The following is a 26,937-nucleotide window of genomic DNA, read 5'->3' as shown; positions in this document are numbered from 1 at the left end:
TTTTCATAGCTTTGCGATACATAAGTAGGTTGATACCCTAGGGTGTCGATCAAATTTGGGGCGAAAAGTCATCACATCTGTGGTGGCTTTTCTATTTTCAGTTTTAGCCCGTTTATATTTTCAATAAAATGCAATCAATTTACTAAAGTTTCCGCAGAAAAAAAGCTGCTCTCGCGAACAGCTAATACTATACAAATGAATGCTCGTTTAATTGGAGTTAATTACTATCTCGTCTAGCTCGTATGTTCCATCAAATGCTTCTTCTCCACTACCTACATATCTAAAAGCTATATAGCCTATACCATCTATACAATCTAAGCTCACATTGCCTGATGGAACCCAATCACCAAAATAGGTGTTATCCTCAACTACAACCGCAGCACTCAGACTTCCCCAGGTGGCTGTTGTAATGGTTGCTATAGTTCCATCCCAATTGTTAGAAAATAGGACTTCTAACTCACTTCCATCAGAAAAACTGTTAGACGTTTTAAACGTTAGCGTTTCACCCTTCTGCGCATCAAAATTAATCGGTGGGGTAATGAGCCAGCCAATAGACATGGTGTCTCCAGAATTGAAGGACCCCATGTGCGCAGAAATCCCTAGAGAGGCATTGCTCCCACTTTCTTCGTAGGCTTCCCATGTTTCTGTTCCTGCCTCTATAAAATTAGTCCAGCCATTACCAGAAATTGGCTCTCCTGTACTTTGTGATTCAAAAAAATCTGAAAACAATTGGTTAGACCCAACTGTACTAGCAAGACCACAGTCTACCATCGGCGGATCACAACGATTGCCACTAAAGTTAATATCAGCTAAGTCGCGAATGGTTAAAATTTGCTCTTCTGCGAAGAAATCGTTCGAATAAATTGCTGTAATTGTTCCTGAATCTGGATCTAGAATAGAAGATTTAAAATTTGCAAAGGTGCTTGTGAACAACCTTATATCACCTGTTTCGTCGCAACTTTCTAAGCTACGCTCACCATCAAAATTATCTATGGGTTCTCCCGCGTACGTAAATCCTAATTGCTGAAAGGTAAACTGCATATTCTCTAGTTGAACGAGCGTATTCAAATCGTCTTCGTTTAGGTTTTCAACTGAAGTAATTAAAGGCTGAATCTCTTCAACTTCTTGTCCACCAATGACAAAATCTCCCAAAACTGCTTCAGGAATTTTCTCGATCTGAGATACATTCTGAAGCCCTATTGTTAGTATTCCAGCATTTTCGGCAACTGCCAAACCATTCAACTTAACGTACACTTTTCTGCCTACAGGAAATAATTGATAGATATCATTCTTATCCACAATAACCCGTACGCCCATCCTTGGATTGTTGGGACCTAAATCTTCCGTTGCTGGGGTGTTTTGTAAAAATATTTCATCGAAGAAATTTCCTTGCTCATCACTTGAGACATTATATCCTTCTATAATTAGTGGCTCTTCATCGGTTCCAAACGCGGCATATCCTCCTGCTTGTAGCAATCTTGCACGTACAGCCGCAAATGTAGTTGTAGCTTCAATATTTGGGTCTAGAAATTTAGGTTCGCAACGGTCTGTACTGTCAAAATTTATATCTTCTGGAGTCCTTACATTTAATGCGTAGGCATCACCGAAGAACGTCTTAGAAAGAACGGCCGTTAATGATCCTGAACCGTCTGGAAGATTTATACCCTTAAAATCTGCAAAGGTGCTTGTTTGAAACAGTATGGACCCACCATCTGCGCTGCAACTCTCGATGGTACGATCGCCATCAAACTCATCACCTGGCTCATTCGAAAAACTAAGATCTATATCACTTTCGGCAAACTGAGCATTTGGCAATTGTATTAAGGTATTGAGATCATTGTATGTTATTTCGCTAATAGTTTTGACAGTTGGAATAATCGTATCCTTTTCCGAAGAACGAATAATATACGCATCTTCGGTTGGTGCCGAAATCTTGGTAACACCACACTCGCCTAAAGCACCTAAGGTAATAACGCCGCTGTCTTCCCCTACAGTTAGACCGTCTAGTTTAATAAAAACTTTACGTCCAACTTCATATTTGGTGAATAGCGGATTAACATCTATTAAAACCTTAATACCCGCTTTGGGGTCTTTTGTAACGTCTTGCATGACAATTTCTTCAAAAAAGTTACCTCCTTCATCGTTAGAAATTACGAAACCGCTCATAAAAGTATTGGTACCTTCGAATGTAAACGTAGTCTCTCCTGCCATGACAGCTTGTAGATATGCAGCTTGCACACTCGCTATACTAACAATTTCTCCATTAAGTTCGGGATCTAGTATTGTTGTTTCTGGCAAATCAAACTGGTCGTCTTGCACGCAAGAAACTGTTATACCTATTGCAAGGAGCGACAAAAACAGTATATATGGTTTAAAATGTTTCATGGTATGTTGTATTTAGTACTAGAATCTTATATAAAAATTTAGGTAGTAGGTTGTTCCATTTCCGAAGAAATAGCGAGGCCCAAAAATTCTTCCGTGTTTTCTGGAGGCATCTTCCTTAAGGTCTCTGTAATTAGATAATCTGCCTTGCTCAAACCCGCCAGTTTTATATGTTTGGTCTAGCACATTGTTTACTGTGGCAAAAAATCCAACATAGTAACTTTTTATTCGCCAAGACTTTCCTCCCACCACATTCACTAAAAAGTAATCGTCAAATTCTTCTTGTTGTAAAAGTGTACGAGCTTCGTCCTCATTATAGTCGCTAAATGTTTGTCCGTCAAAATCTTGACTAAAATTATCGGTCCTAGCTAAATTGTTACTGTCTATATAAGCATTCGAGAAGTAGTTAACCGTAGCGCCTACCCACCAAAATTTAGGATCTCTGTAATCCAAACCAATTTGATACGCTCGTTCTGGGCCGGAAGCTATGTGATAATTTTTTAGCTTAGCGGTTCCATCACCAAAACGAAGGGCATCTTCAAAATCGTCACTAGTGAGGTATAGATTTGGATTATTCATATAAATATTCTGGCCAACAGAAGCTGCGCTTTTAATAGTTAGCGTTGGTGTAACCTGACCTTCTAAACCAAACTCTACTCCGGTGTTTCTGGTTTCAATTCCGTTGAGAATTTCTTGTACAAAAGCACTTTCTCCTTGGCCAATACCCGTAAGGTTTTCGGTAAAATAGAAACCAATTTCCGATAAGTTTGAAGCGCCTACATAATATGCTGTAAGTCTAGATTTCACGAGTGGCGAACGGTAGATATAACTTACATCGGCACTCTGATATATTGCCTCTGTCAAACCAATTGTTACATTGTTTGTTTGGCGTGCATTGCTAAAACTATTTCGTAAGGTTGGTGGTTTGGTAAAATATCCGGCATTAAAATCTACTAAGTGTCGCCCTGTAACTTTATAGGTAGCACCTCCTTTTAAACCGAAATTGGTAAAATTTAGCTGCTCACTACCGCCAAATGAGAGCGCTCCAGGATAGTTTCCATTTTCATACAGCCCATTACGTTGATACTTCGTTTGGCCACCAGTGGCACTAATATACATATCTACCCTATTGTACTTAAACTGAGCCTGAGCAAAACCTGAGAATACAGTGGCTGTTAATTCATAATTGTATTTATAACGTTCTCCTTCCTGTACAATTCTGTTTCGATTACGTAAATCGCTTTGCGCAATATCACCAAGAATAATGTCTTCTTCATCTTCAGCAAAGAAATCTACGTCTAAGTAACCTGTGCCTCCCAACAGGTCTTTCAAGGCTGCAAAATTTTCACTTCTTAAGGTGCGATAATTAATATTTCCGTTTAGTATTACTTTATCTGAAAGTTGACTAGACAAAATACTATTCACAGTAATTTGGGTATCGTCTGTACGATCTTCTTGTAGTACATAAAGCGAATTTCCTCCATTGCTACTATTTGATGCATTGGTATTTGCTTCGTAGAGTTCAGCCCAATTTAACTGTCCGTTATTTATAAATTCCTGTTGCGCTAAAAATGCCTGCTGATAGTTATATGCGGTTGGATTTTCGTCTTGAAGAAAAAAACTCGGCAACCTCTGATAATAGTTGCTTAACGGATTTCGTGCGCCTCCAATATATGCCTCTTCTCCATTTACTGTAATCAATCGAGTTCCTCCGTTGTCTATACGGGTTGTGCCAACCTTGCCAAACTGATAGCCAATATTTGTATTAATGGTTGTATTGCTGCCAGTCCAATAATGATTCAACATAATCACAGGCTCTTCAATTTCTCGTATGCGGCTATTGCGAACCGTACCATTCTGAAATCCCCAATTAGGGTTGTAATGAATTCCCTTTAGATCGATAACTTCTTGGGTAAGCGCTGTAGAACGTCCTCTTCTGTTAGGCGTGTAAAATGTACTAAGGTTGAAACTGTGCGTTTCGCTAATTTTCTTTTCTACAGAGGCAAAGAAGGAGTTAGCATCGTATGGTGTTCCTTCTACAAACCCTTGGTCACCAAATCTTCTAGACACTAGCACAGAGTACGCCCATCCCTTTAACGATAAACCACTGTTATACGAACCCATCACTCGACCTTCGTAACTGCGATTAGCCATTGCATATGACACCCGACCCCCTTGCCTATATTGAGAAGCTCTCATTATAATGTTAGTTGTTCCTGCTAGGTCCCCAAAGGTGTATTCGTTGGGAGTGAGACCCATAGAGAATTCTCGGTTGCGCTGTACGTCGTTTAAGCCTCCCCAATTACCCCATTGTGGACGACCATTAAACAGCTTATTCATCTCGATACCATTAATGAGTACTTTTCCATTTGCATTATCTAACCCTCTCGGTCTAAAAAACGTAGAACTAAAGTCGAAGGCAGCGGCATTTAAAAACACATCGCGAGACGCTTGGAGTAATCCTGAAATATTAAATGCCACACCTTCATCTTGGTTAAGTTCATTATCGCTTAAACTAATAATCCCTATTTGAGCTTCAATTTCTGAAAGATCTATTTCAAATAGTATAGGATTGAGATTGATAGAATTACCCTTTACAATAATAATACGTATGCGTCTGCTGAGATAACCAGGTTTAGAAACTTCCAACACTTGTTCTCCCAACGGTAAGTTTATATCTGAAATTTCAAAAAATCCTTGCGCATCCGAAGTGGCGTTGAAAACCGTTCCCAACACCTGTAAATCAACATCTGCAACTGGTTCTGTAGAATCTGAATCGATTATTCTGCCTTTTACTACAGTGTCTTGTGCAAAGGATAAAGTGCTAAATAAGAAGCAGCTTAGTATGTTGAATATTATTTTTCCCATGGCTTCAGAATTGCTGTTATTTTTATAACATATACTTACCTGAAACCCGTAGTTAGCAATCTTATAGTTTTTGTGATTACTACGATTGTGTCAAATAAATATACAGTTGGGAGTATCACATATGCAGAATAGCATATGTACTAAGAGAGTGAAAAGTTACTAGTTCAATTGCTGTAATTCAAAAAAAATAATATGAAAAAACAATGTTAATGGTTTGAATTCATGAATTCTACGTTTCCCTATTAGCATTTTTATACGCGGGGCGTTACCTTTAAAATGCTTTCAAAAATGGTGTACTCCCTTATTATTTTAATTAACTATGAAGAGTCTACCACTTTTTATGTTTCTTGCTATTGTTGGTACGTATAACGTGTATGCACAAGAAAGAAAAGAATTCAAAATAAATACAGTTGCCTTCTACAACTTAGAAAATTTATTCGACTATGAGAACGACCCAATTACCTACGACGATGATCGAACTCCAGAGGGAAAAGATCATTGGACGGAAGATATCTACAACCTAAAGTTGAAAAACATGGCGCGGGTAATTTCAGAAATTGGCGCTGAAGTTACAGGAATGTCTCCTACCTTAATTGGAGTTTGCGAAATCGAAAATAGGCGTGTTCTAGAAGATTTAGTAAACCAACAGTCTCTTCTTGAAACAGATTACGGTATTGTGCAATTCGATTCTCCAGATCGCCGTGGCATTGACGTAGCGTTGTTGTATAAAAAGCGCCTGTTTATTCCTACTAATTACATTGCAGTCCCCTTGTATATTTACGACTCTGAAGACCCATCGAAGCGTATTTACACAAGAGATCAACTACTAGTAAGTGGTATGCTAGATGGAGAAAAAATTCATGTCATTGTAAATCACTGGCCCTCACGGAGCGGCGGAGAAGCTAGAAGTAGACAAAAGCGAATTAATGCTGCCAAACTTAATAAACGAATCATTGATTCTTTGTTTTCTGAAAATCCTTACGCGAAGATTATCACCATGGGTGACCTAAATGATGACCCTACGAGTCCTAGTGTAAAAAAACATCTTAAAGCTAAGAAGAACAAAGAAAATCTACAACTCAAAGAATTATATAACCCTATGGAAAAAATGTATAAAAAGGGTTTAGGGACGTTGGCATGGCGTGATGCTTGGAACTTATTTGATCAAATAATTGTCTCTAGTGAATTAATGAAGGATGACTACACTACCTATAGATTTTACAAGGCAGGAATCTATAACAAAGCGTATTTGGCAAACACAAATGGGCGGTACAAGGGGTATCCCTATCGTAGTTTTGGCAACGGAAGCTTTACAGGAGGATATAGCGATCACTTCCCTGTATATGTTTATCTTATTAAAGAGAAAAAAGAAAACTAAAAATGCCCAAAAAACAAATTGTCTTCAGGGCATTTTTTAAGAGTTTCGACTTTAACTTGTTAAAAATCTAACCATTGCTGCCAAGGAATTCTACTAAGCAGCAGTACTAGTGCTATGGTATAGAAAATAGCCAGCATTTTAAATTTAGGCTTGCTCACTAATTTCTTTTTATGTTTAGAATAGCCTATAGTAATAAGGACAACGGTTAAAATCATAGTAAATGGATGCTCGATAGCATACAATCTGAAAACGTCATTCTTCATTACGGCTCCCATTCCTACATTACTAATATTTTGCATCCCTAAAGGTGAAACAAAGAACAGCACTAAACCAATTAAAAACTGAATATGTGTTGTAATTAGGGCAAAAAGTGCGAGTCTAAAATCTTTCGGACTGTATTCCTTATTTCCGAAGAACCCGGCCAGTGCATTAATTGTGGCAATTAGCACCACAAATACTACTAAATAAGCCCAATAGGAGTGTATAAATTGAATGGTAGTATACATAGTTCTATGTGTTTGGTTATAACGTAAAGGTAGGTATAATTCAATAAAAAAACCGCCCCAAAAATGGAGCGGTTTCAATAATAACAAATTAAATGCTATTAGAATTCGTATCTAATAGATCCGTTGTAAGTTAAACCATTTGTATTGATTAAACCGAAACGGTCTGTTTGTTGAATTGCTTGTGTATCGAATACGTTAAATACGTTTCCTCTAAGTACAAGTTTCTGACCTCCAAAGTTGAAATTGTAAGAAACTCCAAGATCTAATAGGTCATAAGCATCAAGCTTTGCAAGATCTTCAGCAGTAGAATTCAAATCTGTGAAAACATAGTGATTTGCATAGTAGTTGTAGTTACCATCAAAGCTTAAGCCTTGTATAACCTTAACTCTAAATCCTGCACCTGCTGCAGTTTGCGGAGCAGTAGAAACCTTAACACCTGAACGATCAACTCCTTCACCTTCACTAATCAACGCGTTAGTGTCGTTGTTGTATATCTGGAAGTTAGTTTCTCCTTTATATACCCAGCTACCACCAGAAGCGTAACCTTTAAGTGTTAACCAGTCTGTAGTTCTCCACTCAACGTCAAGTTCTGCACCAGTATGGTATTGTCTAACACCTCTTTCAAAAATATTGATTTCTGTTTCGTCACCAGAGTCTGGAGTTCCATCAGGATCGTCAATACCGTTAGATAAGATAGTTCTGTTATCCCAATCTGTGATGTATGCATTAAAGTTTACACGAATGTCATTAGCTTCGAAACGGTATCCTGCTTCAAAACCAGTAATTTCTTCATTCTCTACTTCTGGCATTACCAATGTATTAGAAACTCTAATATTTTGGAAAGCGTTATCTAAGAATGGCTGACGAGAGTAACGTCCTGCATTTACAAAAATAGTGTTCATCTCATTGATAGAATAAGACACACCACCTTTTAAGTTATATCCAGTTTTGTTGAATTTTTCTGAAGAACCAGGGTCACTAAAACGACCTTCTCTCTGGTACGACTGGTTTGAAAATGCTCCTTGAAAGAATACAGAGAATCTGTCTGTTGCATACTCAACCTGTCCAAAAGCACCTTGATAGTTAATATCTTCAGAGTAATCATAATCGATACGATCTTCTTCTGGCGCAAAGTTACTTAGTGCAGCCCATGGATCAGCTTCGTATGTATTAGTTACTGTAGAACCATTAGCAGTATCATTAGCCCATCCAGATAGACCATAAAGGTCAACTACTTGACGGAAGTGATCTCCTGTGTACATTCTAACATCAACTCCAAAGTTTACAGAAAGATTATCTGTAAAGTCATGACCTAAGTTAGAAATCAATCCATACCATTGGTGGTTGTTCATAGAAGCTCTTCTAATGTAACCGTTTCCATCAGGGCCGTCTGTGTTACCAAGACCAATTGATGTATTGTTAGCAATATTTGCTGGGTAATCTATTTGTCCTCTTAATGGACCTGCACCGTCAGGATCTTCTGTACGAATAGGGCTATCACCTCTAGGTCCAGTTCCTCCACCACGACCCCAAGAAGCATAAGCTACTGTAGAAAGGTCTGTTTTATCACTCATAGTCCAGTCCCAGTTAAGGTTCATTACTGGCTTGTGGTAGAAATTCTGACGCTCAGATTCGATTCCATCTTCAGTGTATCCCCAATGTTCGTTGAACTTAGGATCTGCATCAAGTCTTTCTTGAGATTGAGAGAATCTCTGACCGTGTAATTGAGGCGCACCAGTTACTAAGAAATTGAATGCGTGCTTCTCATTTGGCTTATAACCAACAGCAAAGAAATAGTTCTGTCCTTGACCATATGTTCCTTTAGCCCACTTTCTGTGTGCTTGCCAGTGATCTAATAATACAGAGAATGCCCATCCTTTTTCGTTCATTCCAGTATCGTAAGCAACAGTTCCTTTAAAGTAACTATCGTTTGCTCCTAGAAAACGTACAAAACCACCTTCAGTTCTGTCGGCAGCTTTCATAATAATGTTTGTAGTACCCCCAACAGAAGAGATCGCTAATTTAGAAGAACCTAAACCACGTTGTACCTGAATAGCATTTGCGATGTCAGCAATACCAGACCAGTTAGACCAGTATACATTTCCATCTTCCATACCGTTCACAGGCTGACCGTTAAGTAAGACTGCAACGTTAGAGTTGTCAAAACCACGTAAGAATAATTGTCCGTCACCAAAACCTGTTTGACCAGATACGTAAGCAGAAGGCGTATTTTTGATTGCCTCAGTTATCTCAACGTTACCAGTTGCACGTGCTTGTATTTCTTGTGCGGTAATCGTAGATACAGCTACTGGTGTTTTACGGTCTGAAGCTAAGTCAATAACTCCACTACCAACAATAACAATCTCATCTAAAGTGTTTTCGTCTGCGTCTAGGCCAATGCTACCTAAAGCTGCAGTTCCGTTTACTACAGTAAATGATACGGTCTTTGTTAAAAAACCTACGTAGGTGATTTTAATTTTTCCTGAATTTGATGAAACAGCAAGTGAAAAGTTTCCATCGAAATCTGAAATAGCACCGTTACTTGTACCAACTTCCATAATGTTGGCACTTGGGAGTCCAGCTCCAAGCTCTGAATCAACGACGGTACCCGTCACTGTTCCTTGCGAAAAAGCTGTAAATCCAGCTAAAAGCAATGTAAAAAGTAAAATTTTCTTCATAATTGTATGTGAGTTTTTAATTTGCAGCAAAAATAAGAAGTTACATCGAAAGAAACATCATTCAATGTTAACAAAATGCTAACAAACGATTGGTAAGATAAATGTACTATATAATATATAAGTATCTGACATGAAGAAGATTAGTTGATAACAGGCTTATCAACAATTAGAACGATTCTAAATTAGTAGAGAATGCAATCTAAACGGTCTTTCATCGAAGGAATATAATCGAAATATCCTTCCCGGTATTGTGGTTCTAACGGAGTAGAAAAAGGTAAATCTTCTTTAAAAGGATCAACCTGTTTCCCGTTTTTCCAAAATCTATAACAAACATGAGGACCTCCTGTGTTACCTGTCATCCCAATCCATCCAATAACATCACCTTGACGAACATATTCACCAACACGTACATTTCGCTTTTTCATATGCAAATATTGGGTTTCATAGGTTGCATTGTGCTTTAACTTCACATAATTACCATTCCCGCCTCTGCGCTCAGATTTGGTAACCGTACCATCTGCGGTAGCTAAGATTGGCGTACCTAAGGGCGCAGCAAAATCTGTCCCTTTATGGGGTCGTAGTTTATAGCCATAGTACCGAATACGGCGTTTCAAATTATATTTAGAAGAAATCCTATAATTAAACTTAATAGGCGATTTCAGAAAAGCACGTCGTAAATTATCTGCGTTTTCATCGTAATAATCCTTTTCGCCCGACACTGTATCCTTTTCATATAAAAATGCATACAATGGCTTTCCACGGTGTTCAAAAAAAGCAGCTTTGATTTCACCCAAACCAGCAGGAATGGTGTCATTTATATACTTTTCAGAATACACCACTTTAAAATTGTCACCTTTTTGCAGGCCATAAAAATTCACAGTCCACGCAAAAATGTTTGCCAATCGGTCTGTCATGGCAGGGCTCAAGTTATTATCTTCCATAGTTTGTGAAAGAGAGCTTGAAATTACTCCAGACGCCTCTCTTTCAAGAATTGTAACGGGTCTTTCGTCTGAATAGACATTGAGAGAATCTCGAAAATCGACCACAGCAAAATCCACCTTATTTTTCTGATATATAAAAATTTCAGTTTTATTAATAGAATCTTTAGAATTTAGCAACACATAAGGCTTACCCACAACAATACGTCGCACATCAAAGCTGTCTCGAAACTGAGTGGCAACTTGCAGAATTTCTTTATTACTAACCCCGTTCTGATCCAAAATCCCACCAAAAGTATCGCCTGGACGAATGGTGTCTCGAATTACATTAAAATCGTTTAACACATACCCAAATTCTTCTACGACAACCGGAGTAGGCTCCTGCTGAATATCTTCTATAACATCATCTTTATCTTGATCGCACGCCAACAGCGCTAACAAAATGGGTATACTTAAAAGTAGGTTTTTCAAGGTAATTTAATTTCTAAAGATTCTTTTCGCTTTGTTACACATCTTCCCCCCAAGTATCAATTTCTTCTTGAGTCCAAACAGATGGAAAGAATATGCGTTTTTGATATTTAGGGTGCATGTATTTTGCCCATTCACTTCCTCCAGTAGCTTCTTGAGGCTCCTTTCCGTGATTCAGGTATTTTGCTGCTGTATTATAATGAGCCATCACCCATGTAATATTAATGGTCCTATCTAAATGACGCATGGCCTTTATTAATGTTTCATCTTCTCTTGCTTCAGATGGTAAATCTAAAAACCTCGCGTATATATTGATGGTATTGTACTCTTCCATAAAAAGAATAAACTCCTTTCTATATTTTTTCTCGAAAGCACTTAAGGTGTAGCTTTTTTTGCCCGTGTGGTAATCTTTGCCAGCCGCCTGCCAATATAAATGTTCGAAAGCGTGATCGTAGGGTGTGTTTCGGTCTATTGTTTTTCTGTACCGGGCATCGATAAGATTAATGAGTGAGGTTAACGAAAATTCTATCTTTCTATATTGCGCACTCTGAAATCCGCTTGCCGGAGCTAATGTGTTTCTGAACTTTAAATATTGCTCCACCTCCATGCCTTGCGTCATAATCTGAAACGAAGAGGTTAGCATGTCAAAATAACGGCTTACACGAAGTACGCGTTCAGAAAAGAACTGAGCGGTTAAATGTTCTTTATACGAAATCTGCTGGATTTCCCACAGCATCATTTTAAACAAAAGCTCGTTTACCTGATGGTACATAATAAAGACCATCTCGTCTGGAAATACTGTTTCTTGCGTTTGCAAGCTCAGTAAGGCATCAGTCTTTATATAATCCCAATAATTTATGGGGGTACTGTGCAAAAGCCCTTCTAAGTGGGTGTTTAAATCTTGGTCTAGCAACTGGTATTTTTCTTCCAGTTGCTCCATTAATTTTGTACGTTCTGCTTCTTTGTCTTTCACGGTGCTAATCTACAACAATTCTGAAAGAATGCCGCAATCCTTTAAACTCAACTAAACTTGCTTTTAAGGATCCAACGGCTAAGTCTGCCTTAATTAGTACTGGCATTTTATTATCATCATCTGTTACCCAAACGGTTAAACTCTCCTTTTCTTTAAACACACGCCCTGCTTGCACATACGGCCTAAATTTCATCACAGGAATTTTACCAAACTTTGTATTAAGCACTTCTCTTCCCAAAAACTTCAATCGAAATTTATACGCTTCTTTATCAAAAAACATATTCATGTTTACCGTTTCTCCAACTTCAATATTTTCGGTATCAAGGTTGTTACGGAGGTAATAAAAAGCCGACACCATGTCTTGCGCATCTTTCGGAAAGCTAACTAACTCTTTTGTTTTATGCTTTTTATTGTGCACCAATGCCTTTCCAGAATCATGATCAAAATCTATTTCAATGTCTTTGGTGTGTCCACCCTCGTCAATTTTCCGAATAAACTTATAAGGAACGTCTTTCTCTTTGTCTATATAAGAATCGTAATAATCTTCAACTTTAAAAAAGAAGCGACTCATCCCTATAGTTTCACCAACACCTTGTACATGGTAAACCTCTTTTCCGTTAAGTGTAGCATCATTTACTTGCAACGTAGCATAGCCCGCAGTTACAAATCCGTAATGAATTCTAAACTTAAACCATTCTCCATCTTCATATGCCTTTTCTTGAGCAGAAAGGACTATAGAAACCGTTAAGAATAATAGTGTAATTAATTTTTTCATGAGTGTTGTTTGAGACTTTCTATTGAATTTGCAAGTATTGTTCCAAAAAAATAGGCGCCTCGATAATTTAGTAACTAAGTTACCCTTTTGATATTGTTCTATAGAATGTTTTTTACTGAAATTTTACAACAAAAAAACGCTTCTATCTATTACTAGACTGAAGCGTTCTTTATTTGTTACAGCATAAATTGGCTATAAAGTTCCTCTTTTTGCTTGCTGGCGCTCTATTGCTTCAAACAAGGCTTTAAAATTCCCAACGCCAAAACTTTGTGCTCCTTTTCGTTGAATAATTTCAATAAACATGGTAGGTCTATCTAATACATTGTTGGTAAACAACTGAAGTAGATACCCTTCTTCGTCTCGGTCTATTAAAATTCCGTGTTTTTTCAGCAGGTTAATGTCTTCATCTATCTCTCCCACGCGTTCTAAAATATCATCGTAATACGTGTCTGGCACATACAAAAACTCTACTCCTCGATCGCGCATAGCAGAAACGGTAGCGACTATATCATCTGTGGCTAATGCCAGATGCTGCACGCCTGGGCCGTTATAAAAATCGAGATATTCTTCAATTTGCGACTTTTTCTCAGCTTCAGCCGGTTCATTAATTGGAAATTTAATACGTCCATTCCCATTACTCATCACCTTACTCATTAAAGCCGTGTATTCTGTAGAGATATCATCATCGGCAAAAGAAATAATTTGTGCAAAACCCATCACCTCAGCGTAGAACTTACACCATGTATTCATCTCATCCCAACCTACATTACCTACAATATGGTCTATAAATTTTAAACCAACTGGTGGCGGATTGTAATGCGACTCCCACGTCTCGAAACCTGGGAGAAAAACGCCATTGTAATTCTTTCGTTCTACAAAGATGTGTACGGTTTCTCCATAGGTGTAGATACCAGATTTAACAACATGGCCATGTTCGTCTTCTTCTATCCGTGGTTCAAAATAAGGTTTAGCTCCTCTTTTGGTTGTTTCTTCAAACGCTTTTGTTGCGTCGTCTACCCACAGCGCAATAACTTTGGCTGCATCGCCATGCTCGTTTAAATGTCTATTAATGTCGCCACCCTTATTTAATGGGGACGTAAGTACCAGTCTAATTTTATCTTGTTTTAACACATAGGAGACACGGTCTTTTACACCTGTTTCAAGACCTGCGTACGCAAGTGATTGAAACCCAAAGGCTGTTTTATAAAAATGGGCCGCTTGTTTAGCGTTTCCGACGTACAGCTCTACATAATCTGTACCCAACAACGGAAGAAAATCTTCGGCATCGTCAAACAATTTTTTGAGTCCGTACTCTGTATTTTGTAAATCTTTAAGGTTCTTTATTTCTTTTGGCATGATGTTCTATTTATTTAATGTCTAATAAAAATGAAATGATTAAGGCCTCTAAATGCGCTCAATCTACGGGTTGTAACCTATTGAAAGTATTTACCACATAGCGCGCAGTTGAGGTGTTAGATCAACTCTGTGTTTTATTGTTGTCATTGTTTATTTGTTTTCATCCAACCAAGATTGAAAATAACTTTCGTCTGCAATTTTCAACGCTTCTTCGGTCACCATAAGGGGTTTAAAGGTGTCTACCATTACAGCTAACTCATCGGTTCGTACCTTGCCAATGCTTCGTTCTACAGATCCAGGGTGTGGCCCATGCGGAATTCCTGCTGGGTGCAATGATATATGTCCTGCATCTACATCATTTCGGCTCATAAAATCCCCATCTACGTAATACAATACTTCATCGCTATCAATATTACTATGGTTGTAAGGAGCTGGAATACTCAACGGGTGATAATCGTATAAACGTGGTACAAAACTACACACTACAAAAGCATCTGTCTCAAAGGTTTGGTGTACAGGTGGTGGTTGGTGAATTCGTCCAGTAATTGGTTCAAAATCATGGATAGAAAATGCATACGGATAGTTATAGCCGTCGTACCCCACAACATCAAACGGATGACTAGCATACACCATTTCAAACATTTCGTCACCCTTTTTTACCTTCATTAAAAACTCACCTTTTTCATCATTGGTTTCCAAGGTGTAAGGTTTCCGAAGGTCGCGTTCGCAAAAAGGAGAATGCTCTAACAATTGGCCAAACCAATTTCTGTAGCGTTTGGGTGTATAAATTGGTCTTCTCGATTCTACGATAAACAATCTGTTATCAGCATCGTCAAACTTCATTTTATAAATCATCCCACGTGGAATCACCAAATAATCACCGTACTTAAAATCTAGATTTCCTAAATGCGTTCTAAGTATACCGCTGCCTTTATGCACAAAAATAAGCTCATCGGCATCGGTGTTTTTATAAAAATAATCGTCCTGGCTTTCTTGTGGTGCAGCTAAAATAATGGTACAATCGCTGTTAGTAAGAACAGCTTTTCTACTTTCTAAGTAATCCTTCTGAGGAGGCACTTGAAACCCTCTAAAGCGATAGGACTGCATATTATTCTTCTTTGCAATCTTTGGCGCAACACTGTATTGTCTTTTAATTTCTTTAACCTGAGTTGGCCGTTGCTCGTGATATGAGTTGGTATACATACCATCAAAACCAATGGTACCGAACAATTGCTCTGCGTACAAACTTCCATCTGGCTTTCTAAACTGCGTATGACGCTTGGGTGGTATTTTTCCTAAAGTATGGTAAAAAGGCATAGACACGTGTTTGTTACAAATATCGGAAAATTTTACCGTTGGTAATGATAAGGAAGCCCTAAAACTTGAACCCCGCGCTCACATACCACTCGTTCACCTCACGTTCTGGTGAAAAGGAATATTTTACCTGTATAGGACCAAAAAACGTTTCTAAACCATAGCCTAATGCAAAACCACTATAGCCTATCCCGTCTATCCATCCTCCATTTTCGAAAAGATTGTCACCTACATTACTAATGTTAGCAGCAATGTTTATATGATTTTTACGGAAAATTTCATAATCAAATGTCAGCCCTGTTTTTAAATAGGTATCACCACGAAGGCTTAAAGCCTCATATCCATAAAAGGGCACTAAATTATTAATCTCTTTAAAGCCGAAGCCACCCAGCGAGAAATCGAAAGCTTGGGTGTCGTTATTACCAATTTTAAAACCCCCTTCGGTAGTTAGCAGCGCGGTAAATTTATTAAACGATTTTGCATAGCCTGCCTTCGCCTTTGCAACACTGAAACTTTCAAAATTATCATTCATACCTTCGCCAAACATATAGAGATGAAAATCTCCTGAAAAGTATATTCCCTTCTTCGGAAAGAATGAATTATCGTACGTATCATACACCAAATAACCGTACGTACTAAAATAGTTGGTGTTTTCAAAAACTGTTCGCGGATTGTTGTCTTGGTCTATGCCGATGGTTTCAGACAAAAAACGTAATTTTTTATGTTCAACCCCCACCCCAAGTAGAAAACTACGCCTAAAAAGTGTTTCAAAATACAATTGATTGGTAAAATCGCTATACTCTAACTCTATCTCATTAAGTTGTGTCTGATTCTGAATTTCTACTACAGACTCTTCCGGAAAAATAAAAGATAGCGGAACATCTTTATCAAAAAAATCGAAACTAGAATTAAAACCTATACTCCAGTAAAAACCTTTGTCTATATAGTAGTTAAAATTGTATCTAATATTGTCTCCTAATATAAAATCGAAGGAAGCAATATCGTTGTTGGTAAATAATCGTTTTCGAGTGACGTTAAGGAGAGCCGCCGTTCTAAACAAGTCGTCGTAATGAGCGCCAAGCCGAAGTAAGGTTTTAGTATCACTTTCTCTTAACTTAAACACAGCAGTATAACTACCATCTTCCTCTTCAACAAAGCGATAATTAATATCTTGAAAGTTTCGCGTAGCAGATAGATTATTCACACCTTCGTTAAAACGTTCGTAGGTAATAACATCAGGAACTTTCAACTTTAATTTACCTAGAATATAAGATCTGCTATAATTTTCATTTCCTTCAATCACCACACTATTAATAAAGAGTGCTGTTTCTTGGTTAAAAAGCACTTCCTTCTTTGCTATTGGAGTCTGTCTAGAGGCTATTGTAAACAATTGTTCCGAAAAGCGTACTGTTTCGTTATAGCCAGCTTCAATGATAGTCTCTCCTTGATTGAAAGAAACAACCGTAAACTTATCTATTTTGGGATGGATATAAACGTCTGTTTTAGTACGTTTCTCCTTCATGTTTTCAATCGTTCTAAAATTGTTGATTTGCACCAATACTTCTAGTCCTGATTTCAAATTTTTTCTCGTTCTAAGACTGTCTTGAACATCAATTCCAATTATAATGTCCATACCTTTACTTCGCACCTCGTCTACTGGGTAGTTATTTATCACCCCCCCATCTACAAGAACCTTATCGCCTATCATTACTGGGCTAAACACAGAAGGCAATGCACCACTTGCCGAAATAGCTTGTGGTAAGTAGCCATTTTCTAAAACCACTGCCTTTCCAGTTTCAATATCTGTTGCGACACAAAAAAATGGGATGGGTAACTTGCTGAAATCGTCTACATCACTTACATGTCCTGTTAATTCGCTAAAGAGATTATATACATTCTGGCCTTTAGAAATTCCTGAAGGCAAGCGCAATTGAAAGCCTTCAAAAGGCAGCGTTATGGCATACCTATCTGTTTCGTTTTTCTCGTAAAATGTTTTTGCGCTTCGCGGAATGTCATCTTGAATTAACCTATCGAAATCTACCGTTCTAAAAATAGAATCTAATTGGTTGGCGCTATAGCCTGCAGCATACAACCCGCCAATTATCGCACCCATACTGGTACCCCCAATATAGTCTATTCGCACACCCGCCTCCTCAATTTTTTTAAGAGCCCCAATGTGAGCAAGACCCTTGGCGCCTCCACCACTTAATACAACCCCAACTTTTGGATTGTCTTTAATGATGTCCTGAGCCCATACCTGAAAGGTAATAAGTAAGAATGTTATGTATAAAAAATGTTTCAAGTGTTTGTTGTGTCTATATTTAGGACTTCAAGGCTTTTATAAGTTAATACATTATCTATTATGTTACACGTATTTTCTATCTCATTTCTTGAAGTGAGTAACAATTTTTTTAGCTCTGCTAGCACCTACTACTTGTGCTAGTTCCTCAAAACTGGCCTTTTCTATTCTTTTGGTGCTTTTAAAATGTTTTAACAGCTCCACAACCGTTTTTTTCACCAATTCCTGCTATACTTTCCAATCCAGACGCAAGTGCTTCTTTACTTCGTTTATCACGGTGAAATGTGATACCAAAACGATGGGCTTCATTTCTTAATTGTTGTATAATCTTTAATGTTTCAGATTTTTTGTCGAGATACAGCGGAATTGGATCGTCTGGATAAAACAATTCTTCCAACCTTTTTGCAATTCCAATAATGGCAATTTTACCACGAAGCTCCAGAGCATCCAAACTTTTTAGCGCAGAAGATAACTGTCCCTTCCCTCCATCTATGATGATGAGTTGGGGCAATGGTTGCTCTTCTTCTTTTAATCTTTTATAACGACGATAAACCACTTCTTCCATTGAAGCAAAATCGTCTGGACCAACTACAGTCTTTATATTGAATTTACGATAATCCTTTTTACTTGGTTTTCCATTTTTAAAGACTACACAAGCCGCCACCGGATTGGTTCCTTGAATATTACTATTGTCAAAACATTCTATGTGTCTTGGTTCTTCAGACAGGCGCAAGTCTTTTTTCATCTGCGCCATAATTCGTTTTTCGTGTCGGTCTGGGTCTACAATTCTTGCCTGTTTAAACCGCTCCATTCGGTAATATTTCGCATTGCGAATAGACATGTCTAAGATTTTCTTTTTGTCACCTGCCTTCGGAATATGCAATTTCACCCCCTCTTCAGTTTCAATTTTAAAAGGAACATAAATCTGCTTACTTAGCGAATTAAATCGTTGTCGTAGCTCTACCACAGAAAGTTCTAGCAACTCTTTGTCTGTTTCTTCCAATTTTTTCTTAATTTCTAAGGTGTGCGATCTAATGATGCTTCCAAAGGATATCTGAAGATAATTTACATACGCATAGCTCTCATCTGAAACAATACTAAAGACATCTACGTCATTAATTTTTGGATTCACGACGGTGCTCTTCGCTTGGTAGTTTTCTAAAATGTCTATTTTTTCTTTAATACGCTGCGCATCTTCAAAGTGTAAATTTTCAGCATACGTTTTCATTTGTTTTTTAAAGTTGCCCAACGAATCTTTAAAGTTTCCTTTTATAATATTGCGTATCGCCTCAATATTTTCATGATAATCTTTCTCAGAGTGTTTCCCTTCACAAGGGCCCGCGCAATTTCCCAAATGATATTCTAGGCAAACTTTATACTTACCTGCCCTAATTTTTTCTTCAGAAAGATCGTAATTACAAGTACGCAGCGGGTAGAGGCCTTTAATTAAATCTAATAAAGTATGTACGGTTTTCATACTTGTGTAAGGTCCAAAATATTCTGAGCCATCCTTTATAAGCCGTCTCGTTGGAAACACTCTAGGAAAACGCTCATTTTTTATACATATCCACGGATAACTTTTGTCATCCTTTAGCATAACATTATACTTGGGCTGATACTTTTTTATAAGATTGTTCTCAAGCAAAAGTGCGTCAGTTTCTGTAGACACAACAATATGTTTAATATCTTTTATACGCTTTACTAGGAGACGCGTTCTTGCATTCTCATGATTTTTGGTAAAGTAAGAGCTTACCCGTTTCTTTAAATTTTTTGCTTTACCCACATACAATAATTTCCCGTCTTTATCGTAGTACTGATAAACACCTGGCGCCTGAGGAAGTGTTGAAATTTGTAAGGGTACCGAAGCTTCTGCCATACCTGTAAAGATACTAGCAATTTAATTTTCTGCGGAAACTTTCGGCTTTCAAATTCTGTTAAGATTGGGTTAAAGCTGGCTTTCATCTAAAACCATTTCCTTTATTATGCCGTATTTGTAATAAATACACAACCTTGAACCAACCAATACCAATTATTACATTTTTGCGAAACACAACGATTATTGTTGTGGCAGCATTGTATTGTTTGGCTCCTTTGCAAAAACCTTTGGCAGATGGGTTTCATAAATTAGAGCATACGCTTTTAAATACCAACAGTCATCATTCTCACGATTTTGCACATACGCTAGACGTTTCTCACACACACGACCATAAAGTTCTTGCGTTTTTTAACACCTTGTTTCAAGATGATGCACAAGGCAACGAGAAACCTGTTAAAGAATTTAAACTAGACAAACATATTGTACAACAGTTTTCTTCCGAAGCAGTAAACATACTCGTCCGCTCAGAAAAGAACTTCAATTATACTTTTGAGCCTTACTCCGTAGTTCTTCCCTACATACTTCCGCCTCCTAGAAGCAACTTTTCATAATTCCGATTTTAACAAATTTTGTCATCTCGCTGCACAGTGAGAGATCGCACAATTAGCTAAGAACACTATAACTGTGGCTTGGCTTATATGGGCGTGCCCACTCCTGTGCGAAACCTCCAAAGGTTGAAATGACCAACCCCTAAACTAATTTATATGAAAAGTAAACTTATATGGGTGCTACTTCTTTGTTGTGCATTTGCAAATGCGCAAAAAATAAGCGGTATAGTAGAAACCCAAAACAGCCTTCCATTAGAAGATGTCGCAATATTTAATAAAAACAGTGGTACACATTCGCACACTAATAATAATGGTGAATTTACCATTGACAAAACAACCGTAAACAATGAACTCTATTTTTCTTTTTTAGGATTTGAACCCTTAACGTATCAAGTTCAAGCTTCAGATGTAAATACAACAATCAAAATAGTACTTACACAAAGTGCAGTATCCTTAGAACAAATAGTGATAAGTCCAAAAGTAGATGTGCTTAATAGCATTGTAAACATAGATTTGGAAAATAATCCCGTAAAAAACTCACAAGAAGTACTAAGAAAAGTTCCTGGATTAATCATTGGCCAGCACGCCGGGGGCGGAAAAGCAGAGCAAATTTTCTTGCGCGGATTTGATATTGATCATGGTACCGACATAAACCTAACGGTAGATGGGCTGCCAGTGAATATGGTATCGCATGCACACGGACAAGGATATAGCGACCTGCATTTTTTAATTCCTGAAACCTTAGACAAAATTGAGTTTGGCAAAGGTCCGTATTATGCCGAGCGAGGTGATTTTACAACTGCTGGTTACGTAGCTTTTAAAACTAAAGACAAGGTAAAAAACAGTTTTATTTCTCAAGAAATAGGTGATTTTAATTCCTTTAGAACCGCGGGCGTTTTTAAGCTTCTAGAAACCGCAACTTCTAACGCCTATGTTGCAAGCTCGTTAAACTCATTTGATGGCCCTTACGAAACGCCACAAAATTTCAACCGCTTTAATGTAATGGGAAAATACAATTTTGCACTGCAGGACGATCAACGCGTTTCATTTCTTGTTTCACATTTTACTAGCAAGTGGGATGCTTCTGGGCAAATCCCCGAGCGAGCTGTAGCATCAGGACTCATTGGCCGCTTTGGCGCCATAGATGCTACCGAGGGCGGAACTACCAGTCGGACAAATTTCTTGGTAAATCATGCTAAAAAATTAAGCGAAACATCAAACTTAGAGAGCAGCGCCTACTTTTCACAGTACAATTTTGAGCTATTTTCCAATTTTACTTTTTTCTTAGAAGATCCAGTAAATGGAGATCAAATACGGCAGTTTGAAGCACGGAATATTTTAGGATTTCAAACAGCATATACTAAAGACACTTCGCTCTTTGATAATGATTTTGAATATTCAGCAGGAGCTGGTGTGCGTTATGATGATGTAAACGATGTTCAACTTTCACGAACTAAAAACAGAGACCAATTATTAGAGCGTCTCGCCTTCGGAGATGTAGATCAAATTAATAGTTTTGCATACCTTAAAACTAAATATACAACAGGAGATTTCAGTCTATCACCAGAACTTCGGCTCGATTATTTTAAATTCGATTATGTAAATAAACTTACCGAAACTTATGATAACAAAAGTGAAAGCAAAGTATTTGCAAGTCCGAAATTTAAAGCCGTTTATAGTCCCAATCAGCAATTGCAATTATTTGCTAAAACTGGTATCGGGTTTCACTCAAATGATGCACGTGTAGTCGTTGCAAATGAAGGCGAAGCTATTTTACCCGCTGCCTACGGAGCCGACCTAGGCATAGTGTACAAAGTGAACGACAAATTAATACTAAATAGCGCTTTATGGGCCCTGTTTTTAGATCAAGAATTTGTCTATGTAGGCGATGTCGGTATCGTAGAACCAAGCGGTAAAACCAGAAGAACAGGAATAGATTTTGGCGCACGCTACGAAGCACTAAACTGGCTTTACCTCTTTGGAGATATTAATTATACCTATGCGCGAAGTACGGAAGAATTAGAAGGTGAAGATTACATTCCTCTAGCTCCAGATTTAACGTCAACTGGAGGGGTGTCTATAGATAATTTAGGCGCTTTTTCTGGTGGATTAAACTATCGGTACATAAAAGATCGTCCAGCAAACGAAGATAATAGTATCGTTGCGGCTGGCTATTTTGTAACAGATATAACCGCTAACTACACCTACAAGAATTTTGTTTTTAGCCTACTTATTGAGAATCTCTTCGATACAGAGTGGAACGAAACTCAATTTGCCACAGAAAGTAGACTTTTTGACGAAGCTGAACCAGTGGAAGAAATTCATTTTACACCTGGAACACCTTTCTTTATACGCGGAAAGGTTACGGTTAATTTTTAGCTAATTTGAATTGAGCAATGTTCATTTTTTTTACCTTGCACTAAACAAGGTACGTTAAATGAACATTGCTATTATATCGCGGGGTGAATTTCTGTATTCTACACAAAGCTTATTAAGAGCTGGAGAAGCTAGAAATCATACTATGGAAGTGCTTAATCCTAATAATTTTACACTTTCAGTGAGTAGTGATAAAGTAATATTGCAATATTTAGATGAAATTGTTGATGATATAGATGCCATCATCCCTCGTATAGGGGCTAGTAATACGTTTCAAGGAACATCATTGGTGCGGCAATTTGAAGCAGCGGGGGTTTTTTCTGCTGTAACCTCAGAATCTATTCTTTATTCAAGAGATAAATGGACTTGCTTTCAGATACTAGCAAAGGCTGGGATTCCAGTTCCAAATACCGTATTAGGCGGATATCACACACCAGAAGATTTGCTAAAGCCTTTTAACGGTCGGCCAGTAATCATTAAAATATTAGAAGGCACACACGGTAATGGCGTTATTCTTTCCGAAAGCTATCGTAATGCCCTAGCAACCGTAGAAACACTTCAAACTAGTGGTGTAAAATATGTACTTCAAGAATTTATTGCAGAATCTGAAGGTGCCGATCTTCGTGTAATTGTTGTAGACGGTGTTGTAATTGCAGCAATGAAGCGCAGTTGTAAGGAAGGCGATTTTAGATCCAATTTGCATCGGGGTGGCTCAGCTACGGCAATTTCCCTAACTTACGAAGAAGAACGAGTTGCTCTTAAAGCTGCAAAAGCACTTAGATTAGGAGTCTGTGGTGTAGATATCTTGCAATCTCAGAGAGGTCCGTTGGTGCTCGAGGTGAATTCTACTCCTGGTCTAGAAGGTATTGAGACAACTACGGGTAAAAATGTTTCAAAAAGCATCATCGGGTATCTAGAGCGAAACAAGCGTTAATTCTTGTATAAACATCAGGCAAAAATGTGGGTTTATCTTACCTTTCAGCAGTAATAAAATTAAAAGTTTTTGAAAAGAAAAATAGGACGTACAGATAAAGCAGATTTCCCGCTTCTTGAACTTCAGGACATTGAAGTTAAGGTAGATACAGGTGCATACACCTCAACCATACACTGTAAGAATGTAAAAGTAGAAGACAACTATTTAAGATGTGTATTTTTAGATCCAGAACATCCTGCTTATCACAACAAAGAATTTAAATTCGATAAATATGATGTTCGCGTGGTTAAAAGTAGCAACGGACAAACGCAAGCGCGCTATCGTATTTTAACTGAAATTGAACTTTTCGGTAAAATTTATCCTATCTTTTTAACGTTGAGCGATCGAGAAGAAATGAAATACCCTGTTTTATTGGGAAGAAAATTTTTAACCAAACGTTTTATGGTAGATATTAATCGCACGAACCTTTCACACAAATTAAAAACTAAGAATGAACATTAAAATTCTATCGGCAGCACCTAACCTTTATTCAACAAAACGTATTCTAGAAGTTGCCAAAAAAAGAAAACACAACATTGAAATCATTAACCACACCAAGTGTGATATTGTTATTGAAAAGAAAAATCCTTGTGTCTATTATAAGGGGAAAAAAATTGAAAACGTAGACGCTGTCATTCCTAGAATTGGTGCTTCAGTAACTTTTTATGGTACTGCAGTTGTGCGTCAGTTTGAAATGATGCGCTGCTTTACCACTACCGAATCTATGGCTCTGGTACGCTCTCGCGATAAATTACGTAGCTTACAGATATTGTCTCGCGCCGGTCTGGGACTTCCTAAGACCATTTTCACTAATTATTCTAAAAATGTAGAAGGCATTGTAGATCAGGTTGGTGGCGCTCCAGTTATCATTAAATTATTAGAAGGAACCCAAGGTATTGGTGTTATTCTAGCCGAAACTAAAAAAGCAGCAGAGTCTGTAATTGAAGCCTTTAACAACTTGCAGGCACGTGTAATTGTACAAGAATTTATAAAAGAAGCGGGAGGTGCAGATATACGCGTTATTGTAATAGATGGTCGTGTTATTGGTGCTATGAAACGACAAGGCAAGGAAGGTGAATTTAGAAGTAATTTACACCGGGGCGGCACAGCAGAAGTGATACAACTAACCGACGAAGAAGAAACTGCAGCGATAAAAGCTGCAAAAGCTATGGGATTAGACATTGCAGGTGTAGACATGCTCCAGTCCTCACGAGGTCCGCTAATTCTTGAAGTGAATTCTTCACCAGGTCTAGAAGGAATTGAAACAGCCACAGGAATTGATGTTGCTCGAGAAATTATTAAATTTATTGAAAGAAGCGTTTAAATATGGCAACGTCAGATTCTGAAAATTTTATTATTCTAGGAAAAAATATCAATCTTGGTGAAACAAAAACAATTAACTTTAGTTTCGCCAAATTATATACTTCAACAAAAGTTGAAATACCTGTAATAGTTTCTAGAGCCGTTCAGCCTGGCCCTACAGTTTTAATAACAGCAGGAATTCATGGGGATGAAATTAACGGTGTTGAAGTAGTACGGCAGGTAATTGCAAGGAAAATTAACACCCCCACGAGAGGTACAATAATCTGCATACCTATTTTAAATATCTTCGGTTTTTTAAATGCCTCCCGAACCTTTCCAGACGGCAGAGATTTGAATCGTGTTTTTCCTGGAACAAAAACTGGTTCGCTGGCAAGTCGTGTAGCATTTCATTTCACAAAGAAAATACTTCCGCTAGCAGATTATTGTCTCGATTTCCATACAGGTGGTGCACAACGGTTTAATGCTGCTCAAATACGTGTGGCACCAAACCGAGCTGACCTGTTTGAATTAGCTAAAATATTTAATGCACCTTTCACAGTACTATCGAGCAACTTAAGTAAATCGTATCGTTCTACATGCGAAAAAATGGGGATTCCCAGTCTACTTTTTGAAGGGGGAAAGAGTTTAAACAACAATAAGCATATTGTCAAACAAGGAGTAGATGGTGTTATCAGGCTTTTGGCACATTTAGAGATGCTAAACCCAGAAATTGTAGTTCCCACAAGCACCAAACAAACGGTACTAGTAGCTAAGAGCAGGTGGATTAGAGCTCAAAAAAGTGGACTTTTGCATGTTAAAATAGACTGCAATAAATATGTTGAAAAAGACGAGTTCTTAGCAACAATTACAGATCCTTATGGGCAAATGCGTTTTAAAGTAACGGCACCAAATGCTGGCTACATTATTAATGTAAATCATGCCCCTATCGTACATCAAGGTGATGCTATATTTCATATTTCCACACAAGATTCTACCAATATCGAAGACGAAGAAGCCCTCCACTAAATGACAAAGGCCGAACTTAGAAAAAAATACCAACACCTGCGAAAAGAGCTCTCAAACAATACGCTTGAAGATAGAAGCCTGGCTATTGCGAACAATGCCCTACAGCTTCCCATCTGGGATAAAAGCTATTACCACATTTTTTTATCTATTTCAGAAAAGAAAGAAGTACTTACCGATTATATATTACATATACTACAAGGTAAAGATAAGAGCGTGTGCATACCAAAAGCCGATTTTGATTCATTACAAATGGAACATATTTTATTGCAAGAAAATACACTCATTAAGGTATCAGCCTACGGCATACCAGAGCCCGTAGAAGGTATTGCTATATCACCTCAACAATTTGATGTGGTATTTGTTCCTTTACTAGCATTCGATAAAAAAGGAAATCGCATTGGTTATGGAAAAGGGTTCTATGATCGATTTTTAGCAAAATGCAGACCAGATTGCCTGAAAATAGGACTTTCATACTTTGAAGCCGAAGATGAAATAATCCATGAATACATAGATTTTCCACTAAATTACTGCATTACAGCGAAAAAAGTTTACTCTTTTTAAAATTCTGACGTATATTGTTGGTCAAATCTTAAAAAAACCAACCAACATGGAAAATCAAAACACGCCAGCAGGTAGCCCACCAGATAATAATTTGGTATGGTCGATTATTTGTATCATTTTTTGCTGGCCACTAGGCATTGTATCAATTATGAAATCTACAAAAGTAAAATCGCTTTGGTTACAAGGTGACCAAGCTGGCGCAGAGAAGTCTGCTGCCGATGCTAAGAAATATGCTATTTGGGGAATTGCAGTATCAGCAATTTTCTGGATTTTATATATCATACTTATTGTAGCTGGAGTAGCTGCAGGTGGATTTTAATTAATGTATACCACTATTTTA

General features: G+C 37.8%; 19 protein-coding genes and 1 pseudogene. 9 read left to right on the top strand and 11 right to left on the bottom strand.

Features of this window, described 5'->3' with window-relative positions:
• Positions 1 to 207 precede the first annotated feature (207 nt).
• Together G5B37_RS11130 and G5B37_RS11125 are read right to left on the bottom strand one after the other, a co-directional pair.
• Positions 208 to 2,385: a DUF5689 domain-containing protein gene (locus tag G5B37_RS11130; protein WP_164680105.1), complete on the bottom strand. Its 2,178-nt coding sequence runs from the start codon at positions 2,383 to 2,385 to the stop codon at positions 208 to 210.
• An 18-nt stretch (positions 2,386 to 2,403) separates the two neighbouring features.
• On the bottom strand, positions 2,404 to 5,250 hold the full coding sequence (locus G5B37_RS11125) for a carboxypeptidase regulatory-like domain-containing protein (protein WP_164680104.1): 2,847 nt from the start codon (positions 5,248 to 5,250) through the stop codon (positions 2,404 to 2,406).
• A gap of 319 nt (positions 5,251 to 5,569) precedes the next feature.
• On the opposite strand from G5B37_RS11125, the gene G5B37_RS11120 reads away from it, so the two are divergent.
• The gene (locus tag G5B37_RS11120) at positions 5,570 to 6,628 is read left to right on the top strand and encodes an endonuclease/exonuclease/phosphatase family protein (protein ID WP_164680103.1); all 1,059 of its coding nucleotides are present in this window, start codon (positions 5,570 to 5,572) and stop codon (positions 6,626 to 6,628) included.
• A 59-nt stretch (positions 6,629 to 6,687) separates the two neighbouring features.
• Here G5B37_RS11120 and G5B37_RS11115 read toward each other — a convergent pair whose 3' ends face one another.
• The 9 genes and pseudogenes from G5B37_RS11115 to uvrC form a co-directional block, all read right to left on the bottom strand.
• Positions 6,688 to 7,134: a hypothetical protein gene (locus G5B37_RS11115; RefSeq protein ID WP_164680102.1), complete on the bottom strand. Its 447-nt coding sequence runs from the start codon at positions 7,132 to 7,134 to the stop codon at positions 6,688 to 6,690.
• 98 nt (positions 7,135 to 7,232) lie between these two features.
• Positions 7,233 to 9,812, bottom strand: a complete 2,580-nt coding sequence (locus tag G5B37_RS11110; protein ID WP_164680101.1) for a TonB-dependent receptor — start codon at positions 9,810 to 9,812, stop codon at positions 7,233 to 7,235.
• A gap of 182 nt (positions 9,813 to 9,994) precedes the next feature.
• Complete coding sequence (locus G5B37_RS11105; RefSeq protein ID WP_164680100.1) at positions 9,995 to 11,221, bottom strand: M23 family metallopeptidase; 1,227 nt, start codon at positions 11,219 to 11,221, stop codon at positions 9,995 to 9,997.
• A gap of 34 nt (positions 11,222 to 11,255) precedes the next feature.
• Complete coding sequence (locus tag G5B37_RS11100; RefSeq protein ID WP_164680935.1) at positions 11,256 to 12,158, bottom strand: tryptophan 2,3-dioxygenase family protein; 903 nt, start codon at positions 12,156 to 12,158, stop codon at positions 11,256 to 11,258.
• Positions 12,159 to 12,195: 37 nt separating this feature from the next.
• Complete coding sequence (locus tag G5B37_RS11095) at positions 12,196 to 12,966, bottom strand: DUF3108 domain-containing protein (RefSeq protein WP_164680099.1); 771 nt, start codon at positions 12,964 to 12,966, stop codon at positions 12,196 to 12,198.
• A gap of 192 nt (positions 12,967 to 13,158) precedes the next feature.
• Complete coding sequence (hppD, locus tag G5B37_RS11090; RefSeq protein WP_164680098.1) at positions 13,159 to 14,322, bottom strand: 4-hydroxyphenylpyruvate dioxygenase; 1,164 nt, start codon at positions 14,320 to 14,322, stop codon at positions 13,159 to 13,161.
• Positions 14,323 to 14,472: 150 nt separating this feature from the next.
• Positions 14,473 to 15,639 carry a homogentisate 1,2-dioxygenase gene (locus G5B37_RS11085; RefSeq protein WP_164680097.1) on the bottom strand — a complete coding sequence of 389 codons (1,167 nt, stop codon included), beginning with the start codon at positions 15,637 to 15,639 and terminating at the stop codon, positions 14,473 to 14,475.
• 58 nt (positions 15,640 to 15,697) lie between these two features.
• Positions 15,698 to 17,938, bottom strand: coding sequence for a patatin-like phospholipase family protein (locus G5B37_RS11080; protein WP_164680096.1), 2,241 nt, complete (start codon positions 17,936 to 17,938; stop codon positions 15,698 to 15,700).
• Positions 17,939 to 18,019: 81 nt separating this feature from the next.
• Positions 18,020 to 19,811 (bottom strand): annotated as a pseudogene (gene uvrC, locus G5B37_RS11075) (excinuclease ABC subunit UvrC).
• Positions 19,812 to 19,945: 134 nt separating this feature from the next.
• On the opposite strand from uvrC, the gene G5B37_RS11070 reads away from it, so the two are divergent.
• The 8 genes from G5B37_RS11070 to G5B37_RS11035 all read left to right on the top strand — a co-directional run bounded on the left by G5B37_RS11070 (position 19,946) and on the right by G5B37_RS11035 (position 26,916).
• Entirely contained in the window at positions 19,946 to 20,362 is a 417-nt protein-coding gene (locus tag G5B37_RS11070) for a hypothetical protein (protein ID WP_164680095.1), read from the top strand.
• A 153-nt stretch (positions 20,363 to 20,515) separates the two neighbouring features.
• Positions 20,516 to 22,738 (top strand): TonB-dependent receptor, encoded by a 2,223-nt coding sequence (locus G5B37_RS11065; RefSeq protein WP_164680094.1) that lies wholly within the window; start codon positions 20,516 to 20,518, stop codon positions 22,736 to 22,738.
• A 58-nt stretch (positions 22,739 to 22,796) separates the two neighbouring features.
• Positions 22,797 to 23,669, top strand: a complete 873-nt coding sequence (locus G5B37_RS11060) for an ATP-grasp domain-containing protein (protein WP_164680093.1) — start codon at positions 22,797 to 22,799, stop codon at positions 23,667 to 23,669.
• 69 nt (positions 23,670 to 23,738) lie between these two features.
• The gene (locus G5B37_RS11055; RefSeq protein WP_164680092.1) at positions 23,739 to 24,170 is read left to right on the top strand and encodes an ATP-dependent zinc protease family protein; all 432 of its coding nucleotides are present in this window, start codon (positions 23,739 to 23,741) and stop codon (positions 24,168 to 24,170) included.
• The gene (gene rimK / locus G5B37_RS11050) at positions 24,160 to 25,032 is read left to right on the top strand and encodes a 30S ribosomal protein S6--L-glutamate ligase (protein WP_164680091.1); all 873 of its coding nucleotides are present in this window, start codon (positions 24,160 to 24,162) and stop codon (positions 25,030 to 25,032) included. Before G5B37_RS11055 ends, rimK begins: the two co-directional genes overlap by 11 nt.
• Before the next feature lie 2 nt (positions 25,033 to 25,034).
• Complete coding sequence (locus G5B37_RS11045; protein WP_164680090.1) at positions 25,035 to 26,036, top strand: succinylglutamate desuccinylase/aspartoacylase family protein; 1,002 nt, start codon at positions 25,035 to 25,037, stop codon at positions 26,034 to 26,036.
• Complete coding sequence (locus tag G5B37_RS11040; RefSeq protein ID WP_164680089.1) at positions 26,037 to 26,597, top strand: 5-formyltetrahydrofolate cyclo-ligase; 561 nt, start codon at positions 26,037 to 26,039, stop codon at positions 26,595 to 26,597.
• A 46-nt stretch (positions 26,598 to 26,643) separates the two neighbouring features.
• Positions 26,644 to 26,916, top strand: coding sequence for a CD225/dispanin family protein (locus G5B37_RS11035; protein WP_164680088.1), 273 nt, complete (start codon positions 26,644 to 26,646; stop codon positions 26,914 to 26,916).
• Positions 26,917 to 26,937 lie beyond the last annotated feature (21 nt).

The organism is Rasiella rasia (assembly GCF_011044175.1).
GTDB classification, from domain to species: Bacteria; Bacteroidota; Bacteroidia; order Flavobacteriales; family Flavobacteriaceae; genus Marinirhabdus; species Marinirhabdus rasia.
The sequence above is the reverse complement of the archived record's forward strand: the minus strand, read 5'-3'. Positions and strand labels throughout refer to the sequence as shown.